The 18,030-nt window shown below is 42.1% G+C and carries 11 protein-coding genes; all 11 read right to left on the reverse strand.

Annotation, left to right across the window (positions count from 1 at the left end; translation table 11 throughout):
* Positions 1–3: 3 nt before the first annotated feature.
* The gene (locus tag G622_RS0107830; RefSeq protein ID WP_026510247.1) at positions 4–840 is read right to left on the reverse strand and encodes an ABC transporter permease; all 837 of its coding nucleotides are present in this window, start codon (positions 838–840) and stop codon (positions 4–6) included.
* A 72-nt stretch (positions 841–912) separates the two neighbouring features.
* Entirely contained in the window at positions 913–1,911 is a 999-nt protein-coding gene (locus tag G622_RS0107835; RefSeq protein WP_026510248.1) for an ABC transporter permease, read from the reverse strand.
* Positions 1,912–2,114: 203 nt separating this feature from the next.
* Complete coding sequence (locus G622_RS0107840; protein ID WP_026510249.1) at positions 2,115–4,127, reverse strand: ABC transporter substrate-binding protein; 2,013 nt, start codon at positions 4,125–4,127, stop codon at positions 2,115–2,117.
* 203 nt (positions 4,128–4,330) lie between these two features.
* Positions 4,331–7,450, reverse strand: coding sequence for an alpha-mannosidase (locus G622_RS0107845; protein WP_026510250.1), 3,120 nt, complete (start codon positions 7,448–7,450; stop codon positions 4,331–4,333).
* Position 7,451: 1 nt separating this feature from the next.
* A complete protein-coding gene (locus tag G622_RS0107850; RefSeq protein ID WP_026510251.1) occupies positions 7,452–8,609 on the reverse strand; it encodes an MFS transporter in 1,158 nt (385 codons plus the stop codon).
* Between the two features lie 353 nt (positions 8,610–8,962).
* A complete protein-coding gene (locus tag G622_RS0107855; RefSeq protein WP_026510252.1) occupies positions 8,963–10,756 on the reverse strand; it encodes a glycoside hydrolase family 2 protein in 1,794 nt (597 codons plus the stop codon).
* Positions 10,757–11,056: 300 nt separating this feature from the next.
* A complete protein-coding gene (locus tag G622_RS0107860) occupies positions 11,057–12,007 on the reverse strand; it encodes an ArsR/SmtB family transcription factor (protein WP_044957333.1) in 951 nt (316 codons plus the stop codon).
* 20 nt (positions 12,008–12,027) lie between these two features.
* Positions 12,028–13,926, reverse strand: coding sequence for a peptide ABC transporter substrate-binding protein (locus G622_RS22140; protein WP_049945745.1), 1,899 nt, complete (start codon positions 13,924–13,926; stop codon positions 12,028–12,030).
* Complete coding sequence (locus G622_RS24495; protein WP_049945746.1) at positions 13,923–15,338, reverse strand: sensor domain-containing diguanylate cyclase; 1,416 nt, start codon at positions 15,336–15,338, stop codon at positions 13,923–13,925. Before G622_RS24495 ends, G622_RS22140 begins: the two co-directional genes overlap by 4 nt.
* A 328-nt stretch (positions 15,339–15,666) precedes the next feature.
* Positions 15,667–17,442 carry a L,D-transpeptidase family protein gene (locus G622_RS22155; RefSeq protein ID WP_081675232.1) on the reverse strand — a complete coding sequence of 592 codons (1,776 nt, stop codon included), beginning with the start codon at positions 17,440–17,442 and terminating at the stop codon, positions 15,667–15,669.
* Between the two features lie 62 nt (positions 17,443–17,504).
* Positions 17,505–17,996: a peptide deformylase gene (gene def, locus G622_RS0107885; protein ID WP_026510254.1), complete on the reverse strand. Its 492-nt coding sequence runs from the start codon at positions 17,994–17,996 to the stop codon at positions 17,505–17,507.
* Between the last annotated feature and the right edge of the window lie 34 nt (positions 17,997–18,030).

Below are 18,030 nucleotides of genomic sequence, written 5' to 3' on the forward strand. Positions count from 1 at the left end.
TAATCACCTGCCTCTCTTCATTGCCAGATAGTCGTTATATCCCGTGATCAGCAGGAACAAGCCTATAAACATCACGATAGTAGCCACGATCGGTGATCCGATCCAGAGCCATTGCTTATTAAATATGGCATTTCTTTCCCTTGCCCACTGTATCATGTTTCCAAGGGATACAAGGTTTGCAGGTGAAAGTCCCAAAACTGCCAGGGATGATTCAGAAGCAATAGCATTCAAGGTCGCATTCATGAAGTTTGAAAGTGACCAGGTAAGTGCAAAGGGAAGTATCTCTGTCACAACTATCTGAATAGTGCTCTCCCCTGAAAATCTTGCTGTCTGTATAAAGTCTCTTTCCTTGAGAGTAAGCGCCATTGATCTTATCTGTCTGCTCGGCCATGCCCATGCAAACATGGCCAGAACCAAAGCTATAAGAATAACCGTAGATGTTCCCTTCATGAGGGATGTCATCAGAATCAAAATAGGAAGTGACGGGATTACCACAAAGGTATCAGTGATAACCATAAGAATTCTGTCCAGTGCACCTCCTGCAAATCCTGAGAGAAGTCCCACAAAAACTCCAACAACGGTTCCTATTGTGGCAACGATAAGACCTATAACCAGTGAATTATGGATAGCTTCAATAAGAAGCCACAGAACATCCTGCCCCATTGAGGTAGTCCCCAAAAGATGTTCACTGCTTGAACCGAGCTTCGGATCATAAGTGTTAAACATAAATGGATCATTATGAGGAATCAGGTAAATTACAAACCCAATGATCAAAAATATAGACGTTATTATCAAGCCCGAGCGGAGGGCGAAATTAGCATTTTTCCAAAACTTTTTCATCCTTCATCCTTCTCTTATTATTATGTAACGGCACTATTACTTCGTAATCCTGCCATGTCGGTCGGTGCGATGCTAAGAATACCTGATTCTGGGATCGATGAACGGGTATACCAGATCCACAATAAGTGTCGCGGTTGCAATAGCTACAATAGAAATTGTTATGCAGCCAAGTATCATATTATAATCAGACTGAAGTATAGCCTTCTGGATAAGCGTACCTACGCCGGGATATCCGAAGATGATCTCTGTCATGATTGAACCGCCAAACACACCACCAAGACTCATTGCAAGGGCTGTTACCTGAGTAAGAATTGAGTTTTTCAGAACATATTTTGTTCCTATTACTCCCTCTGATAAGCCTCTGTAACGGGCATAGAGTACGTAATCTTCCTCTGATGTTGTTGCTGCAAGAGATTTCATTGATATGATCCACCAGCCTGTTCCGACAAGTAACAGAGATATTGCAGGAAGGATTGAGGATTTTATCAGTGAAGCAAAAAATACTGCAAATCCCTGGAAGCTATTTATAGTAGTTGTAAGAGGGAACCATCCCAAAACATATGCAAAGAAAATCTGCAAAACAAGTGCAACTATGAAATATGGGATAGGGTATATGCAAATAGCAATGCCCTCCAGAATTTTCGATGATTTTTTGTTTTTCCTGAACCCTGCCAAAAGACCTATGATATTACCTATTATCCATGCCAGCAAAGAAGCGGTCATGGAGAGTCCTACAGTATAAGGCAGGTAAGTCGAAATAATATTACCTGCTGACTCAGGATAACTCATAAGAGAAGGTCCAAAGTCAAAATGTAAAAGTCCTTTCCAAAGGAATGTTGTATATTGTTCCATCAAAGATCCTTCAAGTCCGAACTGGACTCTGAGTGACCTTCTAAGAGACTCCATCTGAACAGGATCCATTGAACCCGAGCGGGCAGATATCTGTCCTATCATGGATTCTACGGGGTCAGAGGGGAACATTCTGGGTATAAAAAATATAAATGTAACGCCAATCCATATGGTCAGCGCCCACGTCAAAAGACGTTTTAAGAAATATGTCCTGAATTTCACAAAACCACCAACCTTTAACTAGTTTTCTGCATCTGCTTTATATATTACTAATAGTTGTGGGTTGCACCGGATGGATACCCCTACATATCCATCCGGCCTCCCGATCTTCATTCGCTTTTGAGATAATCTCAAGATACGAATTTAACATTTCCCTGAATTTCCTTAGAAAAACAAGAATCTAAAATATAAACCAAGCTGCCATATTACTGAGGAGTGAATTCAGCAAGAATGTACTTAAAGCAGCTCCACCACCACCATGGTCCATTGTAAGCATTATCTGCATTAGGATAGTTGCCCCAATATGTTGCATTTGTAGGAACAAACTTAACACCTGAATGGAAAGAAACGAAAGGCATCTCTGTAAACTGAACCTTTATAAAGTCAGTTGCCAGCTCATATGCTTCATCAGAATCAGGAGAAACTTTTGCAAGCTTGTGAATAATCTCTGTAGCTTCCTTATTGTTCCATCTTGAACCCTGACCTGAGCCTATCTCTCCAAGAGGAGTGATAAGATCAGCATCCCAGCCGTTAATCTGTGAGTAGATGTCCTTTGTTATGAAACCTGTAGGCCAGTAGCCTGCAATTTCAAAGTTACCTGTTCCACCATTTGCATCCCATGTTGCAGATGACTCAGAAGAAATGTTGCAGTTCAAACCAAACTTTGTGAGCTGGTCATAAGCTGCCTGCACGCCACGTCCTGCCTGCGCTTCTGTGTCTGCAAGGTAAGTAAGATTGATTGTGAAAGGCTCACCGTTAAAGTACCAGCCATCATCCTTCTTCTCGAGGCCGGCTTTAGTAAGAAGCTTTGTTGCAGCTTCAGGGTCATACTTAATGCATCCCATACCGAACATATCTTCAAGATATGCATCATCGCCTGTGATACCAAGTTTCTCAGCCATACGATTCTTATATTCTGAATCCCAAGGCTTTACTGTGGTTCCATCGCCAAGATCAAGCTCGAAATCCTTAAGCCATCCTTCAAGCGGTTTTCCATAGAGTTCCTGGAAAGCTGATGTATTGCAAAGGATACCGAACGGTGATGATCTTCCGGCACCGTCAAAGACGTTCATTGAAATCTCATCAAAGTTCATGGCAAGTGCAATACCCCAACGGAAATCTGCGCTGTCATAAGGAGCTCCCTGTCCTTCTGAGAAAGCAAGGCCCTTAGAGCAGGGGTCATCACTTGTAGCATAAGGGAATTCGTTATACCATGCTGAAATCTTATCATTTGAGCTCATCATAGTCTGAAGAATCTCAGGAGTAACTTCGCAGAGGATATCAACTTCATTCTGGATCATAGCCATCTGACGAGTTGTGTCATCGCCAAGATAACGAATCCATACATATTTTGCCGGGCACTGTTTTCCTGTTACTACGCCTACTGTGGTGTTCTCCCAATCCTCACGGCGCTCATACAGAATCCATTTTCCAAGAGGATCATAGGACTTAACTGTATAAGGACCTGCAACTACAGGATTTTCATCCTTGAAGGTTGAAGGATCGTCAACCTGTGAATAGATATGCTCAGGAACGATACGAAGGTCATTTCCCCAGATGGTAACACCCATCTTAAGTGCAAGTCTCGGGAAAGATTCCTTAGTCTTAATCTTTACGGTATAGTCATCTGTTGCTTCAACAGATTCAAATATTGAGTTGTAGTAATCACTTGCTGCAATGCCGGGAGTGTTCATAATCATGTTAAATGTGAATGCCACATCCTTAGCTGTAAGATCCACACCATCTGACCACTTGATACCCTGTCTGATCTTTACGGTATGCTCTGTAAAGTCCTCATTCGACTCCGGCATGCCATCTGCAACTTCACCAAACTGCTCACCCTTTGCAGTGTCCATTTCCCACATCATAGCTGACATAAGCTGATGTATACCAAAGCCTGCCTGTGTTCCCTGCATATAAGTGTTGAACTGTCCGGGAACATCTGTAGGTGACTGTGTTTCAACAATTAGTGTCTCGTTACGCGGTGTTCCTACTTCTGTCATTTCTCCACTGGGAGCTGACTCAGCATTACTGTCAGATGTATCTGTACTTTCTGCAGCAGTCGCATCTGTCTGCTCTGAAGCGGAAGTGTCAGTTGATGTACCTGCAGATGTTCCGGTATCTCCACCTGTCCCTGCAGGAGCTGAACCACCACCACATGCCATGAGTGAAAAAGTCATCACAGATGCCATTAAAATGGAAACCAATTTCTTTCTCATATAATTGTCATACCTCCTCTAAATTGTCATATCTGATCTGGACAAAAAATATTTCCCCTTATAAGCCTCCTCCCTTTTTTATTTATCCCTTGTCACAGATAGGTACCAGCTTCTTCCCAATGTCTGTGCAAGCTCATCACCTTGGAGCCTGCAATCCGGACACATCCGGGAAGTCCATTAAGGTCAGCTTTTAATTAACTCTTTTAGTCTAATGAAATTCTTATTGTCTTAACTTCAAATCCCCTAAATTCAAGTTCAAGAATTCCTTCATCAAAGCTGATTTCTTTTTTATCTTCTTCAAGCATATTGCAGCTGTATGCTGCTCCCCTGAAGTCTGTTGTAACCTTCGCTTTTGTTGCTGCCCCTGCTGCCTCATATAATCTGAGTATCAGGTCTCCGCTTCCGTCTTCAGCAGGTTTTATCGTATCAATAAAGATGTTCTTTTTATCAACCTGCGCCATTGAGAATCTCTCTGCATGTCCTGCTGTAATCAGTGGACTTACATTAAGCTCATATCCTTCGCGGATCACATCGCTGTCTGCAAAAGTGCCTTCCCAGGCTGTAAAAGCATATGTAAAGTGATGATGTCCGTTATCTGCTCTCATCTCAGGAGATGCTGCAGCTCTCAAAAGGGTAAGCTCCAAAGAGCTTCCGTTCATGCTTATTCCATACTTATTGTCATTTAATACTGCTGCTCCTCTTCCTCCATCCTCGAGAGCTGAATATCTGTGATTGCATACTTCAAATCTGTCCTTTTCATATGCCCTTGATCTGTGGGTCGGACGCTTTACATATCCAAACTGCATCTCGTTTATGCCTTCAGTTGCGTAAATGTTTGTGGCAAATTCTGTCTTTAAGAGTCTGTGCAGTTCATTCCACTCGACATCGGTTTCAAACTCTATTCTGTCAAGATCGCATCTAAGGGATATCACCTGCCTGAATGTGGAATTCCCTATTTCACCTGTGACCATAACCGCTGCTTTAAGACCCGAATCACTTATTATTTCCAGCTTTGTGTTACGTACTCCCTCTATCTCCTGAAGCTTATAATTTGAATCTATATCCCATGCATCAAATAATCTCGGTACATCCTTATACATATGGAAACGATTGGAGATTCCGCTTACAAACTCAGTATCTGGGGCTTTTAATTTAAAGCTTGTCACTTCACCTTTTTCGTTTATCGAAGCTCTTACCTTCTTATTTTCAAGGATGAACTCATTGCCTTCCTTTGTTGCTGTTGCAATGTCCCTGCAGCTATTACCCTCAGCCGGTATAAGAGTAACCGCACCAAGTGAAGGAAGCTTTACAAGTGCCATAACCTTGCCGTTTTCTACCTGAACCGGAACTATTTCCCCATTATCACAGGATGCTCCGTGCTCAAACTGCTTTGGCAGTTCTATGAGACTTGTGGTCTCAAAAGATAATGAATTTAATACTGTTACGGCTTCATCTGATTCCTTACAAACAGCTGCAGCAAAGTTTTCTGTATTGCTTCTTACTTTTTCAATCAGCTTTTCCATTCGTTCATTGGACTCAATATATATTCTCTGTATTCCTGAGCCCGGAAGTATGTCATGGAACTGATGAAGTAAAAGCTCTCTCCAGAAGATTTCTGCTTCCTTAGTGTCATAGGAAGCTCCTTTTACAAGAGCTGCCGCGCCCCATATTTCCATATCTCTTAGAGCAAGCTCTGCGCGTCTGTTATTATTCTTAACCTTAGCCTGTGAGGTATAAGTTCCTCTGTGAGCTGAGAAATAAAGTTCTCCGGTATAGGTATTTACCGGCCCTCCCTTTTTCTCCATGTCCTCAAAAAACTCTACAGGTCCTGCCAGTTTGACCTTTGGTGCCCCTTCGAGATTACTTTCTCTTTTGGCATATTCAAGGTAGTCTCTGCTTGGTCCGCCGCCTCCGTCACCATAGCCAAAGGGTAAAAGAAATGCATCAAGATCCCTCGCCTGGCTTCTTCCCTTCCACACTTCATCAAGCTGTGAAGGGTCTGTTCTGTAGGTATAGCTTGTGGGCAAAAAAGCTGTTATTTTCGAGCCATCCATTCCTTCCCAGGTGAAGTAATGATATGGGAAGATATCGCCCTCGTTATATGACCAGAAGATTTTCTGAGTAACAAGATACTTTACTCCGCATCCATTAAGTATCTGCGGAAGTGCTGCTGTGTATCCGAATGTATCCGGAAGCCACAAAACTATACTGTCTACTCCGAGTTCTTCTTTGTAATATTTCTTTCCATACAATAGCTGTCTGATAAGAGCTTCACCACCTGCCATATTGGTATCGGGTTCAACCCACATTGCTCCTTCAGCAATCCACTGGCCGCCTTTTATAGCTTCCTTTATTCTTTCGAACAGTTCGGGATAATACTCTTTTACCATCTCGTATGCAGCCGGCTGACTTTGAATATATTTATATTCAGGGTACTGCTCTATGAGCCTTAGCTGTGCCGCAAAAGTTCTTGCTGTCTTTCTGTATGTTTCAGCCATGGGCCATAGCCATGCAAGATCAAGATGCGAATTGCCCACTGCATAGTAGGTTGGCATCGTACTGCCATTTTCCGCTTCCAGGACAGGCCTTAGCACTTCTCTGGCTTCCCTGTAGCTCTGCTGCCTCTTTTCCTTATCCTGCTCAAAATCAACTACTAATGTGAATTTTTCCAGTGCCTCTGCTATTTTGGAAGCCCTAAGAGATGACTGATCAAGCGTATCAAGGAGCTGCTGCAATGTATCAACATCCATATAAAGCTGATATGCATCCTCATCCCAGATGCCATAGGTGCAAAGTCCAAGAGTCCTTCTCTCGCCCTCCTTTAGAGGATCCTCATAGCTTCCCGGAAGAACAGGTCCTGTAGCACAGCCCCCTGTCGGAGCCTCAGGATAATAATGTCCTGCATAGGTTTCCATCAGGATTTCAAATTCCTGCCCTTCTTTTCCGCAAATAGTAAGCGCATTATCCTCTATGTAATGATGCGGCACCCATACCCATTCTGCTCGGTGGGTTCCGAAGCTTTTCCCGTTTACAAAAAGAGTGCTCTCTCCTCCGGGATCAAGCTTTAATACTATTCGTTTTCCTTCAGCCTCCTTTGGAAGTACAACCTTGCCTCTAAACCAGCAGTATTCCCAGACATTTCCCCAGGTAAATCCGGGTTTCACCTTGCTAAAATTCAAAGAGCCAAGATCATCAAAAGATAGCTCCTCCATGGTTCTTGCTGCTTCCCATTTAATCTCTCCAAGAGGCGTATAGAAGTCGTCCTTTAAAGTCCGCACCCAATGAGATATCCTGCCTCTCCATTCTGAATGCATAACATTCATCTCAATGTCCTCCCCTTTCTTTTGCCTTGAACATGAGTGATAAAAGTATTATCACCGCGCTTAAGGCTACTATTATTCCTAATGATGCAAACGCCTTTTCTATTCCCAGTACATCAATTGCAACGCCTCCGGCAAGATTACCCAGAATGCTTGCTGCGCCTGCCTGAACTATGTAAAGAACGCTCTGTCCCTCAGTTTCTTTCCCGCTTTTAACATGACTGAAGATATATTCCATGCAGACAAGATAAAATATCATTCCGCTTGGTCCGTTCATTGACTGGGATACAAGAAATGCAGGCAATACTCCTATCGATGCTATGAGAAGCCTTAGTCCCATAAGCACAGTCACAAGGGAAAGGAGTTTTAGACCTCTGGCTTTTTTTGGTATAAGTCCAAAACTCAGAAGTATCGGTATTTCACTCAGTGCTGAAATACTTTGCAAAAGTCCAACTCCTGATTCGCCCATTCCTCTATCCGCTGCAAAAACTGTGATAAAGCCATTGTAAAAGCTCGCTCCCAGCTGGAAAAAGAATGCCAGAACCAGCAACAGCCATACGGTATTGTCCTTATAAATTTCAGATATGCGAAATTGCTTCTTAGTATGCCGGGCAGCTATCGGCAGGCTGTTTTCATGTGCCGGAAGCCCCATGAGCAGAGCTGCCATTATAAGGTACGCTATCCCTGCTATTGCAAAGGACCTCTCAGGTCTTCCCTTCAGATAAATACCAAACAGATATACTGCAATGGCATATCCAATGGTCCCGCCAAGTCTTATTATTGAAAAGCTATGGCCGTATCTTGCAGCATTCCTCAGTGTTATGGTATCTGTCAGCGGTATTATGGTTGTCGAAAACACCGCCAGGAATGATGCTGCAAAGAAAAAGCTGGCAAAACTTGTACCAAGATAATAAGTCTGCAGTGCCAAAGCTGTCCCCAATACGATCAGCACTGCATACTTTTTCGCCTTTCCCGTATCATCAACTCTCTTCGCCCACAGGGGCTGAATAAACAAAGATGAGACACAGGCCAGCATTCCCAGAATTCCTATCTGGGTAGAAGTAATTCCGTTTTGTCTGTAATAGAGATTTAAAAAGGGAATGTATATCGCGCAGGCAATGTACATGAATGAATTGATCAGAAATAAATGACCTTTTTTCATAGCATTCCCTACTCCTCCACATCTATAACCAATCCTTTTATCAGACTCACTACGGTCTGCTACCGGTACCGTTCACAATCATGTTTCGCATTCTTGAACGGCACCTTGCTTTATAACTGTCAGATACCGCAAGTCCCCATAAATTCGTGCTTACGGTGATTAGCCTGCAAAAATCGTTTCCATTTAGCCCGATTCCATCAAATGATTACTTTATTATCCTTTGATTGGTTTCTTAGATATTAGCATCAATCTTTTTTGGCATAAATGAAATATATTGGCAATTAATATAAAAAATTGGCATGTTGTATCACAAGATTTTCCATATCATTGTCAATTCAAAAAGTCGTAGTCATCTACTTATGAAAAGATGTGGCACGCTCATTTATTGCCCTTATTTTTCCAGGATCAACCTTGAACTCTCTGTCCATAGTCATGAGTCCGTTGACCTCCTGCTGCACGTCACTGACCTGCGTATAGCAAAAGCCCACAATATATGGAATGTCTAATATCGCATCCGTTATGCGTCTGTATCTCTCAACAAACTCATCCTCTGAAGCTACGGTATTTCCATACCCCCACTCGTCTTCTTTTGATGTGTTGAACGCAATGCCGCCATATTCACTGATTATGACCGGCTGACCGGTATAGGTATATCCCTTTGCAAAGGCATTCTTATATTTGCTATGGGCAAAGGTTCCACTCAGTATTTCATCTTTTTTTGTGGTATAACGCTCAGCAAATACAGCTCCGTCCTCCTCATAATCATGGAGAGTCAAAACATCAGAAACAGTGTGCTCCCAGCCGTCATTGGTTATAACAGGGCGCATGGGATCGATGACTTTAGTCATAAAGTATATGGCTTTTGTGAAGTCCTGCTGCCTTTCGTTTGTCCTGATGTCAGAGACTCCCCAGGATTCATTAAAAGGTGTCCAGGTAATGATGCAGGGATGATTGTAGTTCTGCATAACCACAGCCTTCCACTCATCCGTAAACGCACTTATTGCTTCATCATCAAAGTCATAGCAGGCTGCCATTTCACTCCACACAAGCATTCCCTTAACGTCACACCAATAAAGGAATCTCTCATCCTCAATTTTCATGTGTTTTCTTAATCCGTTAAAGCCAAGCTCCTTTATCTTATCTATATCCTCTATAAGAGCCTCTTCGCCTGGAGGTGTAAGGTGGGAATCCTTCCAATAGCCCTGATCCAGGATAAGTCTTTGGTAAAGAGGCGTCCCATTTAACAAAACCTGCCCGTTTTCTGTTCTGATACTTCGCATTCCAAAATAGGAAAGTACAGTATCAATGTCCTCTCCATTTTCTTTCAGGGTCAGTGAAAGATCATACAGTTCGGGATTTTCAGGAGTCCAGGCGTGTATTCCCCACTCAGCCTCGGCGTAATCGGAGAGCTTAATTACTACCTTCAAATGGTCACTGCTTATTGATGAAGTAAACTCCTTGATTTTAGCGCCGCTAAAGGATATTTCTCCTGACAGTGAATATGGCTTATCTTCATCTTCAAATACAGAAACCGGAATATTCCCGAATTCTGCCTGAATAATAATGCTTGCATTATCAAGGTCAGGAGTGAGCTTGATACTCTTTATATGCTTCTCCGGAATCTCCTCAAGCCATACGGTTTTCCATATTCCGGTGGTCTGCACGTACCAGCAGCCAAAGTTGTTTTTGATCCAGCGCTGCTTGCCCCTTGGCTGCCTTATGCTATTTGAATCCGACACGGAAATTACTATATTATTGTTTCCATCATTCAAGAGCTCAGTGACATCAAAGCTTGCACGCTCATACGCCCCCTTATGGGATCCTGCATACTTCCCGTTCACCCAGATTCTGGAATTGTAATCACTCCCCTCCAGGTGAATGATGTATCTCTTCTGTTCCTTTTTTGTCAGATTAAGCTCTCTGTGATACCACACATGCTCGTGAGCTTCCTCTATTCCTATTCCGCTCATTTTTGTTTCATAGGTAAAAGGTACATTTATCTCATAATCGGCATCAAAGCCCTTCGTCCACCCATGTTTCTCACCACAGTTATCATCGTCAAAGGCAAAATCCCAGGGTCCGTTTAAGTTAATCCAATCACTTCTTACAAGCTGCGGCCTTGGATAATCTTTTATATAGCTATTCATCACTCGTTCTCCTCATCTATAAATAAATGTTTTTATGTGACTCAATCCGGTCTGTCACCAGTATCGTAACCCACTCATTTTTTTCCTGAGCGATGCTACTCTTACTAATTTCGTTTTGATACTGATACCGGAAAGCCCTATCTAAACTATAGAAAAATGCGGTGATTTATTCAACAAAGATGTTGTTTAAACATGCAGAATTTTAACGTTTTCGGGGTATTTAAACATGATTTTTGTTCAAATACCGTGATTTTTTTCCGTACATACAAAAAGAATGTCGCAAGCGACATTCTCTGTGTTCTAATGTTTCCCACCTGCATATTCATATGCAAGTCCCATAACTATATCCTGTTTATAATCTCCGAACTCTTTACCAAAAAGGTTAAATCCGCCAACATTTTTGGCATCTTCCTTATTTCCGATTCTCACATTGATTCTGTGGGAATCCATTATACCAAGCTCATCAATGGTGAGCGCGCCGACCTTGTTATTATTTATATAAGCGCCTTTCCTTGTTATCTCCCAAATGGTAAGCTCACCATATTGGGTTCTTCCGCTACTCCAGTAGTCAGGATTATTAAGTCCTTTCCTCTCACCATAATCCCCCCTGCAGGTCCAGGTTCCACACTCGACTCCGTTTATCCAGAGCGTGATATCTGATTTCCAGTCAGGGTTAAATCCCGGTGCCTCTGAGCACATCTCAGCAGAGACGGATATCCTGTTAAGCCTTGCTTTAAACGGAAGTGAGAAAATCTGATTAGGAAAAGAGTACTCTATATAGCCTTTTGATGTCCAAAGTATTTTGGCTCTCGTCCTTTCAGGAAGATAAAAGTTTTCCTCCCGGTCATCCATACTTATAAGGCCATTCTCATCTGCAAGTCCGCAGGTCTCAAACACCTGGCAGTCCGTATAGGCACCTATAGGCATCTCAATCCTGATGACATCATCAACATTTCCGTTTGGTTCCACCAGCCTGATATCGATCCTGTCAACGCTTCGTCTGCACATTTTTACACTTCCCCGGGTCCCGGGAACCTGCTCTATCCTCACAAGGTTGGCTTCCTGCAGCGCTTTAACATGTGCTGCACAACTGGATGCGGGAATATTAAGCTGCCTTGCGATATCTGCTATGCTTAGCGGTTCCTTTGAAATAATAGAAAGTATGCGGGCTCTTATTGGTACCGACAACGCTCTTCCGACAGCGGTTAATTCGTCGGGTTTTCCCAGGTTAAGATAAATATTTTTAGCCATCAGATTTTTCCTGTCTGTTTTTAGTGCTCTAACCACTTTTTATACTCAGCTTCATACTCCTCGATATTCATTGAATCTTCATGGAGCTTATAATTTTTATATCGCTGATTTGCCATTCCATAGGGTGCATATTCGCCCTCAAAATCATTGAGCTTTGACATGACATACCCCTCACCATTCATTATGGATAATGGTATTACAATTGTGTTTTTCAGTATAAGCTCCTCTGCCTGTGCAAAGGTTTCCATTCTTTTTTCAATATCCGAGGTGATCCTGGAAGCTTCGTCAATTCGGGCATTCCATTCTTCACGGATTTTCATTATATTACTATTGTCAGTCAAATGCCAGAACATATACTCGCCATCGTCCATAAAGGGTTCTGTCCAGGTCTGTGGATCCTCATAATCAGCTCCCCATCTGCATTTCATAAAGGCATATTTTCCACTTCTTCTGGCCCCTATAAGATATCCCGTATCACCTCCAACCTCGACATTGATATCTATAAAGTCTTTTCCCAGAGTAGACTCTATCTGCTTTTCTATAAGATAAGCCTCTTCCTGCCAGCCTTTCACATTGGGATTGTAGGGCATGAGAACCTTTACAGGAAATATAACTCCTTCGCTGGATAAATCCTGCCTGGCAACTTTTGCATACTTTTTAGCCAATATAGGATTATAGCTGTCCCTCTCCTTTATGGCTTCCAGACCGCCCATAGAAGTATAATCAATTTCATTTATCGACAACACTCCCTGAGGCGTGAATGTGTTGTTTACGAGACTTTCAGGATTATAGGGCTCGTATATTTTCATTATTTCACTCTTATTGATTGATGCCATTATCGCTTTTCTAAAGTAACTGTTTACGACAGCTTTAGACCAGTTCTCAGGCTGATACTTGGAATCAAAATTTGGAGCAAAATTAAATGCATAGAAATATGTAAAAGAAACATCCGGTCTTGAATGATGAATTTCATCCATGATCTGCGGATTTTCCATATATTCGTCCAATTTATCAGGACTTACGACAGCTTTATCAATGTTACCTTCCATATATTGCTCAGGAGCAATAGAAACGCTCTCTGTGTCATAGTAATTCTCAATCCTGTCTATATATACATGATCAGAATCCCAATAATAAGGATTTTTTACAAGAATCTGCTTTTCGTGGGGCTGATAGTATTCCAGGATATAGGCACCGTTATAGAGCAAATTTTTATTGCTTCTTGCAAACATACTGCCGACTTCATTTAAATACTTTCTGCATATGGGAAGATATGATGTATATGACAAAACGCTTGGGAAAAATGTACAGGGTCGTTCCAGCTTGTAGACAAGAGTTTTACTATCAAGCGCTATGACCCCAAGCTCCGACGCCTCGACCTTCTTAGGAGCTTCACTAAAACTGTCAGGAGAAATCAGATATGATGTGTAATCATAGTACTCCTGAGCATTTAAAACAACGGATCCGGTGGAATACATGTACTGACAGTCGCAGCCATTTGCTGCATTATTAACATATTCAGCTGCAGTAACAAAGTCATCTGCTACCACATCTGCGTAATATTCTCCTTCACAGTCAACCCATTTTATCCCGTTTCTCAGATGAAAAGTCCATTCTGTGGCATCATCGTTAGACTCCCAGCTTTTTGCAAGCCCGGGGATAATATTACCCTTGGAATCATAATCCACAAGAGCATCAACAATATTTGCCGTAATAGCAGTATCAACCGCTGAGATTGTTCTCAAATAATGAAGATCCTGCACTTCGGATGAATACAGAGTCCTGAAAACCTTTGCATCATCCTTAAAAGCTTCCTCAAAAACATGATTTTCGATATCCGGCAGCTTGGATCCACACCCGGAAAGAATCACCATATGGATGAAAAAAAAGCCAAGAATAACACCTAGTCTCCTGCTCATCCTCTCATCTCCTTTCCTATGGATTCATAGTATTTACGCTTGTTGTCGTACATTTCCTCCTCAGCAGTCTTAATTACAACCGCTAGCTTTTTATCAGGTGTAGCCATAGCAAGGCCGCTGGCAACATGATATCCCTTCTCCTCGATTTCCTTCTCTACCTTCCTAAGGTCTTTTCTTACATTTTCCTCTTCTCTCTCGTAGCGAAACGCCACAAACTCGTCTCCGCCGATTCTGTAAGTATTAGCTTCGCCAAATTCTTCACTGATTATCCTGGCTACGGTCTTAAGCATCGCATCGCCTGCAATATGTCCCATAGTGTTATTAACTTCATGCAGCCCGTTTACATCAAAATAAATGCATGCAAGGCCATCTGTTCCCTGCTGCAGATGCTGGCAAAAGTATTCGTACCGGTTTCTATTTTGCAATCCCGTAAGGGCATCCATATTGGCTCTTCTTTCAATTCCTACAAGGGATCCATGGGTTATTTTAAGAAGGAACAGCAGATATCCTACAAGTGTCGCAATAACCACCAAAAGGTAAGCATACAGATATACTCTCATGGGCTTAACCTGAGCAAAAACATCTTCCTCGGATACGCTTACAACCATCTCCCAATCTGCCAGCCTCATAGGCAAAAAACAATAGTACTTCGTGATACCTGTCTCATTGTCTTTACCTATGGCATAGCCTCTTCGCCCACTTAAAATAGCATTTTTCAGTGTATCATCAACACTTATGCTCGTAACATTTATATCCACGTCAGCAAGGTTTTTATTCATTCTGCCAGCTCCATCTATGAGGAAAATTCCACTGCTTCTCTCTATCACACTTACTGTGGCATGTCCGTCATAAATCTCAGGAACCCATGCATTCAGGATGTCTTCCGGAGTTGTAGTTCCATACAAAAATGCAATAGTCTCATCATTTCTTCTAATTGGTACAAAGCTTCTTAAGTCATATACTCCTTCTTTTTCCAGATCCTTAAGAAGCGTGGAAATATGCTCTCCACGGGTTTTAATCTCATCAAAATTAAGGACTCCCTCCGAGTCCAGATCCATGCCACTGATTCTAATGACTTTATTGTCAGATGTGAGGATGGCAATATCAGAAATAAGCGAGTTCACATCATACATATTCAGGTATGTATTTACACTTAGTGCATGTAGTGAATCATCTGAAGACGATATGATATTAGCTATAATTCGAAGCATATTTCTGTCCGCACGAAACTCACCCTCGATTGAATCGATGGTTTCCTCTGTTGCGCTCTTAAGCTTCATAAAGCTCTGATCGTAGGTGTATCCGTAAATTACAATAACGTAGATAGCAGAAAAAATACTGATACATACAACCATCAGAATTGTAGCAATCAAGCTATACTTTTTATAACTATCCTGTTCCTTATTCCACATTCTATTTAAGTTCTCACTTAATCACATAAATAAAAAAGGGTAAACTTAACTAGCTTGATTATAGCATCGCAATATATACAAACTATAAAATAAACGGGAATATATTATTTAAGAATTAAGAATTATCAGTAAAAATCTAAATCTAATGCCTTCAGCGACATTGAATTTATAGTTTTTTTATGAATTTATTTATTAAATATGGATTATCGGAAGTAATTAGATTTACTGAAAGATGTACACAAATCGCCACTATGGAGTACAGAAAAACAGGCTGTCACACTAAATAATAGTGTGACAGCCTGACTTAGACTTCTGTTTCCGGGGATGACTATTCTGCGGGCGCCTGCTCTTCTGCTGCTGGTGCTGTCTCCGCTGCGGGCGCCTGCTCTTCTGCTGCTGGTGTTGTCTCCGCAGCAGGTGTCTGACCTTCTGCTGCTGGTGCTGTCTCCGCTGCTGGTGCCTGACCTTCTGCTGCTGGTGTTGTCTCCGCTGCTGGTGTTGTCTCCGCTGCTGGTGCCTGACCTTCCGCTGCTGGTGTTGTCTCCGCAGCAGGTGCCTGACCTTCTGCTGCCGGTGCTGTCTCCGCAGGTGATGTAGTCTGTACCGGAGTATCTGTTCCTGCTATTTTTCCGTTAATCACAGGAACTCTTTTTATCGTAACTTCACCGGTTTCCGGATTAACAATCTCCTGTTCCACGACAGGGACAGGATCCGTTAGTCCGCCGTATACAAAAACAGCTTCTCCTTTAGTAACTGTTTCGTAAATCTGTTCTGCCTTGGCTGTAGGAAGATTTACACATCCATGTGAACCATTGAGAATGTAGTCATAACCTCCAAAATTGGATCTCCAGCTCGCATCATGCATACCCACGTTGCCATTAAAGGGCATCCAGTATTTTACTGCTGATTCGTAGTTCTCTCCGACAAGGGTAGCATCTCTCTCCTTATATGTGATGGCATAGGAGCCTCTGGGCGTCGCTCTCTTCTTATTAACGCAGCCTGAGACAAAATCAGAATCAATAACCATCGCACCATCCTGATATACCCAAAGATGCTGTGCGGAAAGATCAATTTCGACATAGGAATTCCCCCAGTCGTTCTCGCCGTACTGAGCAGCCGTTCCAAAATAGACAGGAGTTCTTACTCCTTTTTCTCCATTTTTGATTGCAGAGATAAGTTCTGATGTCTCAGTTGCCCTATCCATCCACCAGCCATAATCACCGCCTGTTACAGTAACCTGCTCTCCGCTGTGAGAAGTGATTGTCCGGTCTTTTCCGAAAGTGTCATACTGCCTTGCCATACTATTTACAAAGTCTCTGACTTTTTCCTCATCAAGGCTTACCTCTGTGCCGTTTATATTACACCATTCCTTGATCTTAGTGCCATCTACCACAACAGTATCAGCACCAAACTCATAGGTAATTGATGCCTTACAGTAGGTATTTAAATTGTTACAAAATGCAACCAGCTCAGCATTATCTGAGTAGATCTCAGGAACCTTATAGCATTCATCATCAATTGTTACTTCACTGTCAAGAACGTCCAGAGCAGCGCATATCTTTTCAGAAACGCTTTCCATTATCGGTGTCTGCCCATAATCCTCGGGTACAATGTAAAATCCGTCTTCACCTGATTCCTCCGGAATATAAGCATCCACAGGCTCTATGACATTGGCCGGTGAAAAAAGATCAAGTGCAGCTATCTTAGCCTCTACAACATCCTTGGAATAAACAACAATATTATCCGTCGTAAGATGAGTCTCAGTAAAAAGATACTTCGGCCATAGAAACGGATTCTGCTTTTTGAGTGCATCCTCAAACTGCCCGTCCATCCTGAGAGAAAGACTGATATCATCTGAACTGATGACATCAGTAATATCACCTCTGGCATGAACTGTAAGGGAATACTGTTTTACTCCGTCTGTTACAATCTTTTCAATATCAGCTGCAGTCAGTTTATAAGAAGGAATATCATTAACGTAAGTATTAAATGAAAAATGACTCATAAAATATACTGATATTCCTACATAAACAGCCACCAGAACCAGAATTAAAGCTCCGATGACAAAGCCTGCCATGTTGCCTCTTGTCTTAACTTTACTCATATCTTTTCATAATCGGGGAAGCCCCCGAACCCCTCTATAAAAACAAACTCCTCAATTCAAGTTTATTCTTCTTCCTGTTGCTGTAAATCCTCGTTATTAACAAGCTCACCCTCTACCTTCTCAACATACATGTGTCCGTCAAGATGATCACATTCGTGGCAGATGGCTCTGGCAAGAAGCTCTGTTCCTTCAAGCTCAAAAGGTTTCATGTCTATATCCAAAGCTCTTACCTTAACATAATTGGGTCTTGTTACAATTCCGGATTTTCCGGGGATTGAAAGACATCCCTCATATCCTGTCTGCTCTCCGCTGGTCTCTAAAATAACAGGATTGATGAGAAGATGAGGCTCATCACACTCAGGTGAGCAGTCGATAACAACAATTCTCTTTAAAACTCCAACCTGAGGTGCAGCAAGACCTACACCATTTGCATCGTACATTGTTTCAAACATATCATCTATAAGTTCACGGATTCTGGGAGTAACTTCCTTAACCTCTTTGCAAGGGCGTACAAGTACATCATCACCATATTCTCTAATTTCTCTAAGTGCCATTTTTCTACCTTTCTATAATATTATTAATATAATT

This window comes from Butyrivibrio sp. LC3010, from assembly GCF_000424385.1.
GTDB lineage: Bacteria > Bacillota > Clostridia > Lachnospirales > Lachnospiraceae > Butyrivibrio.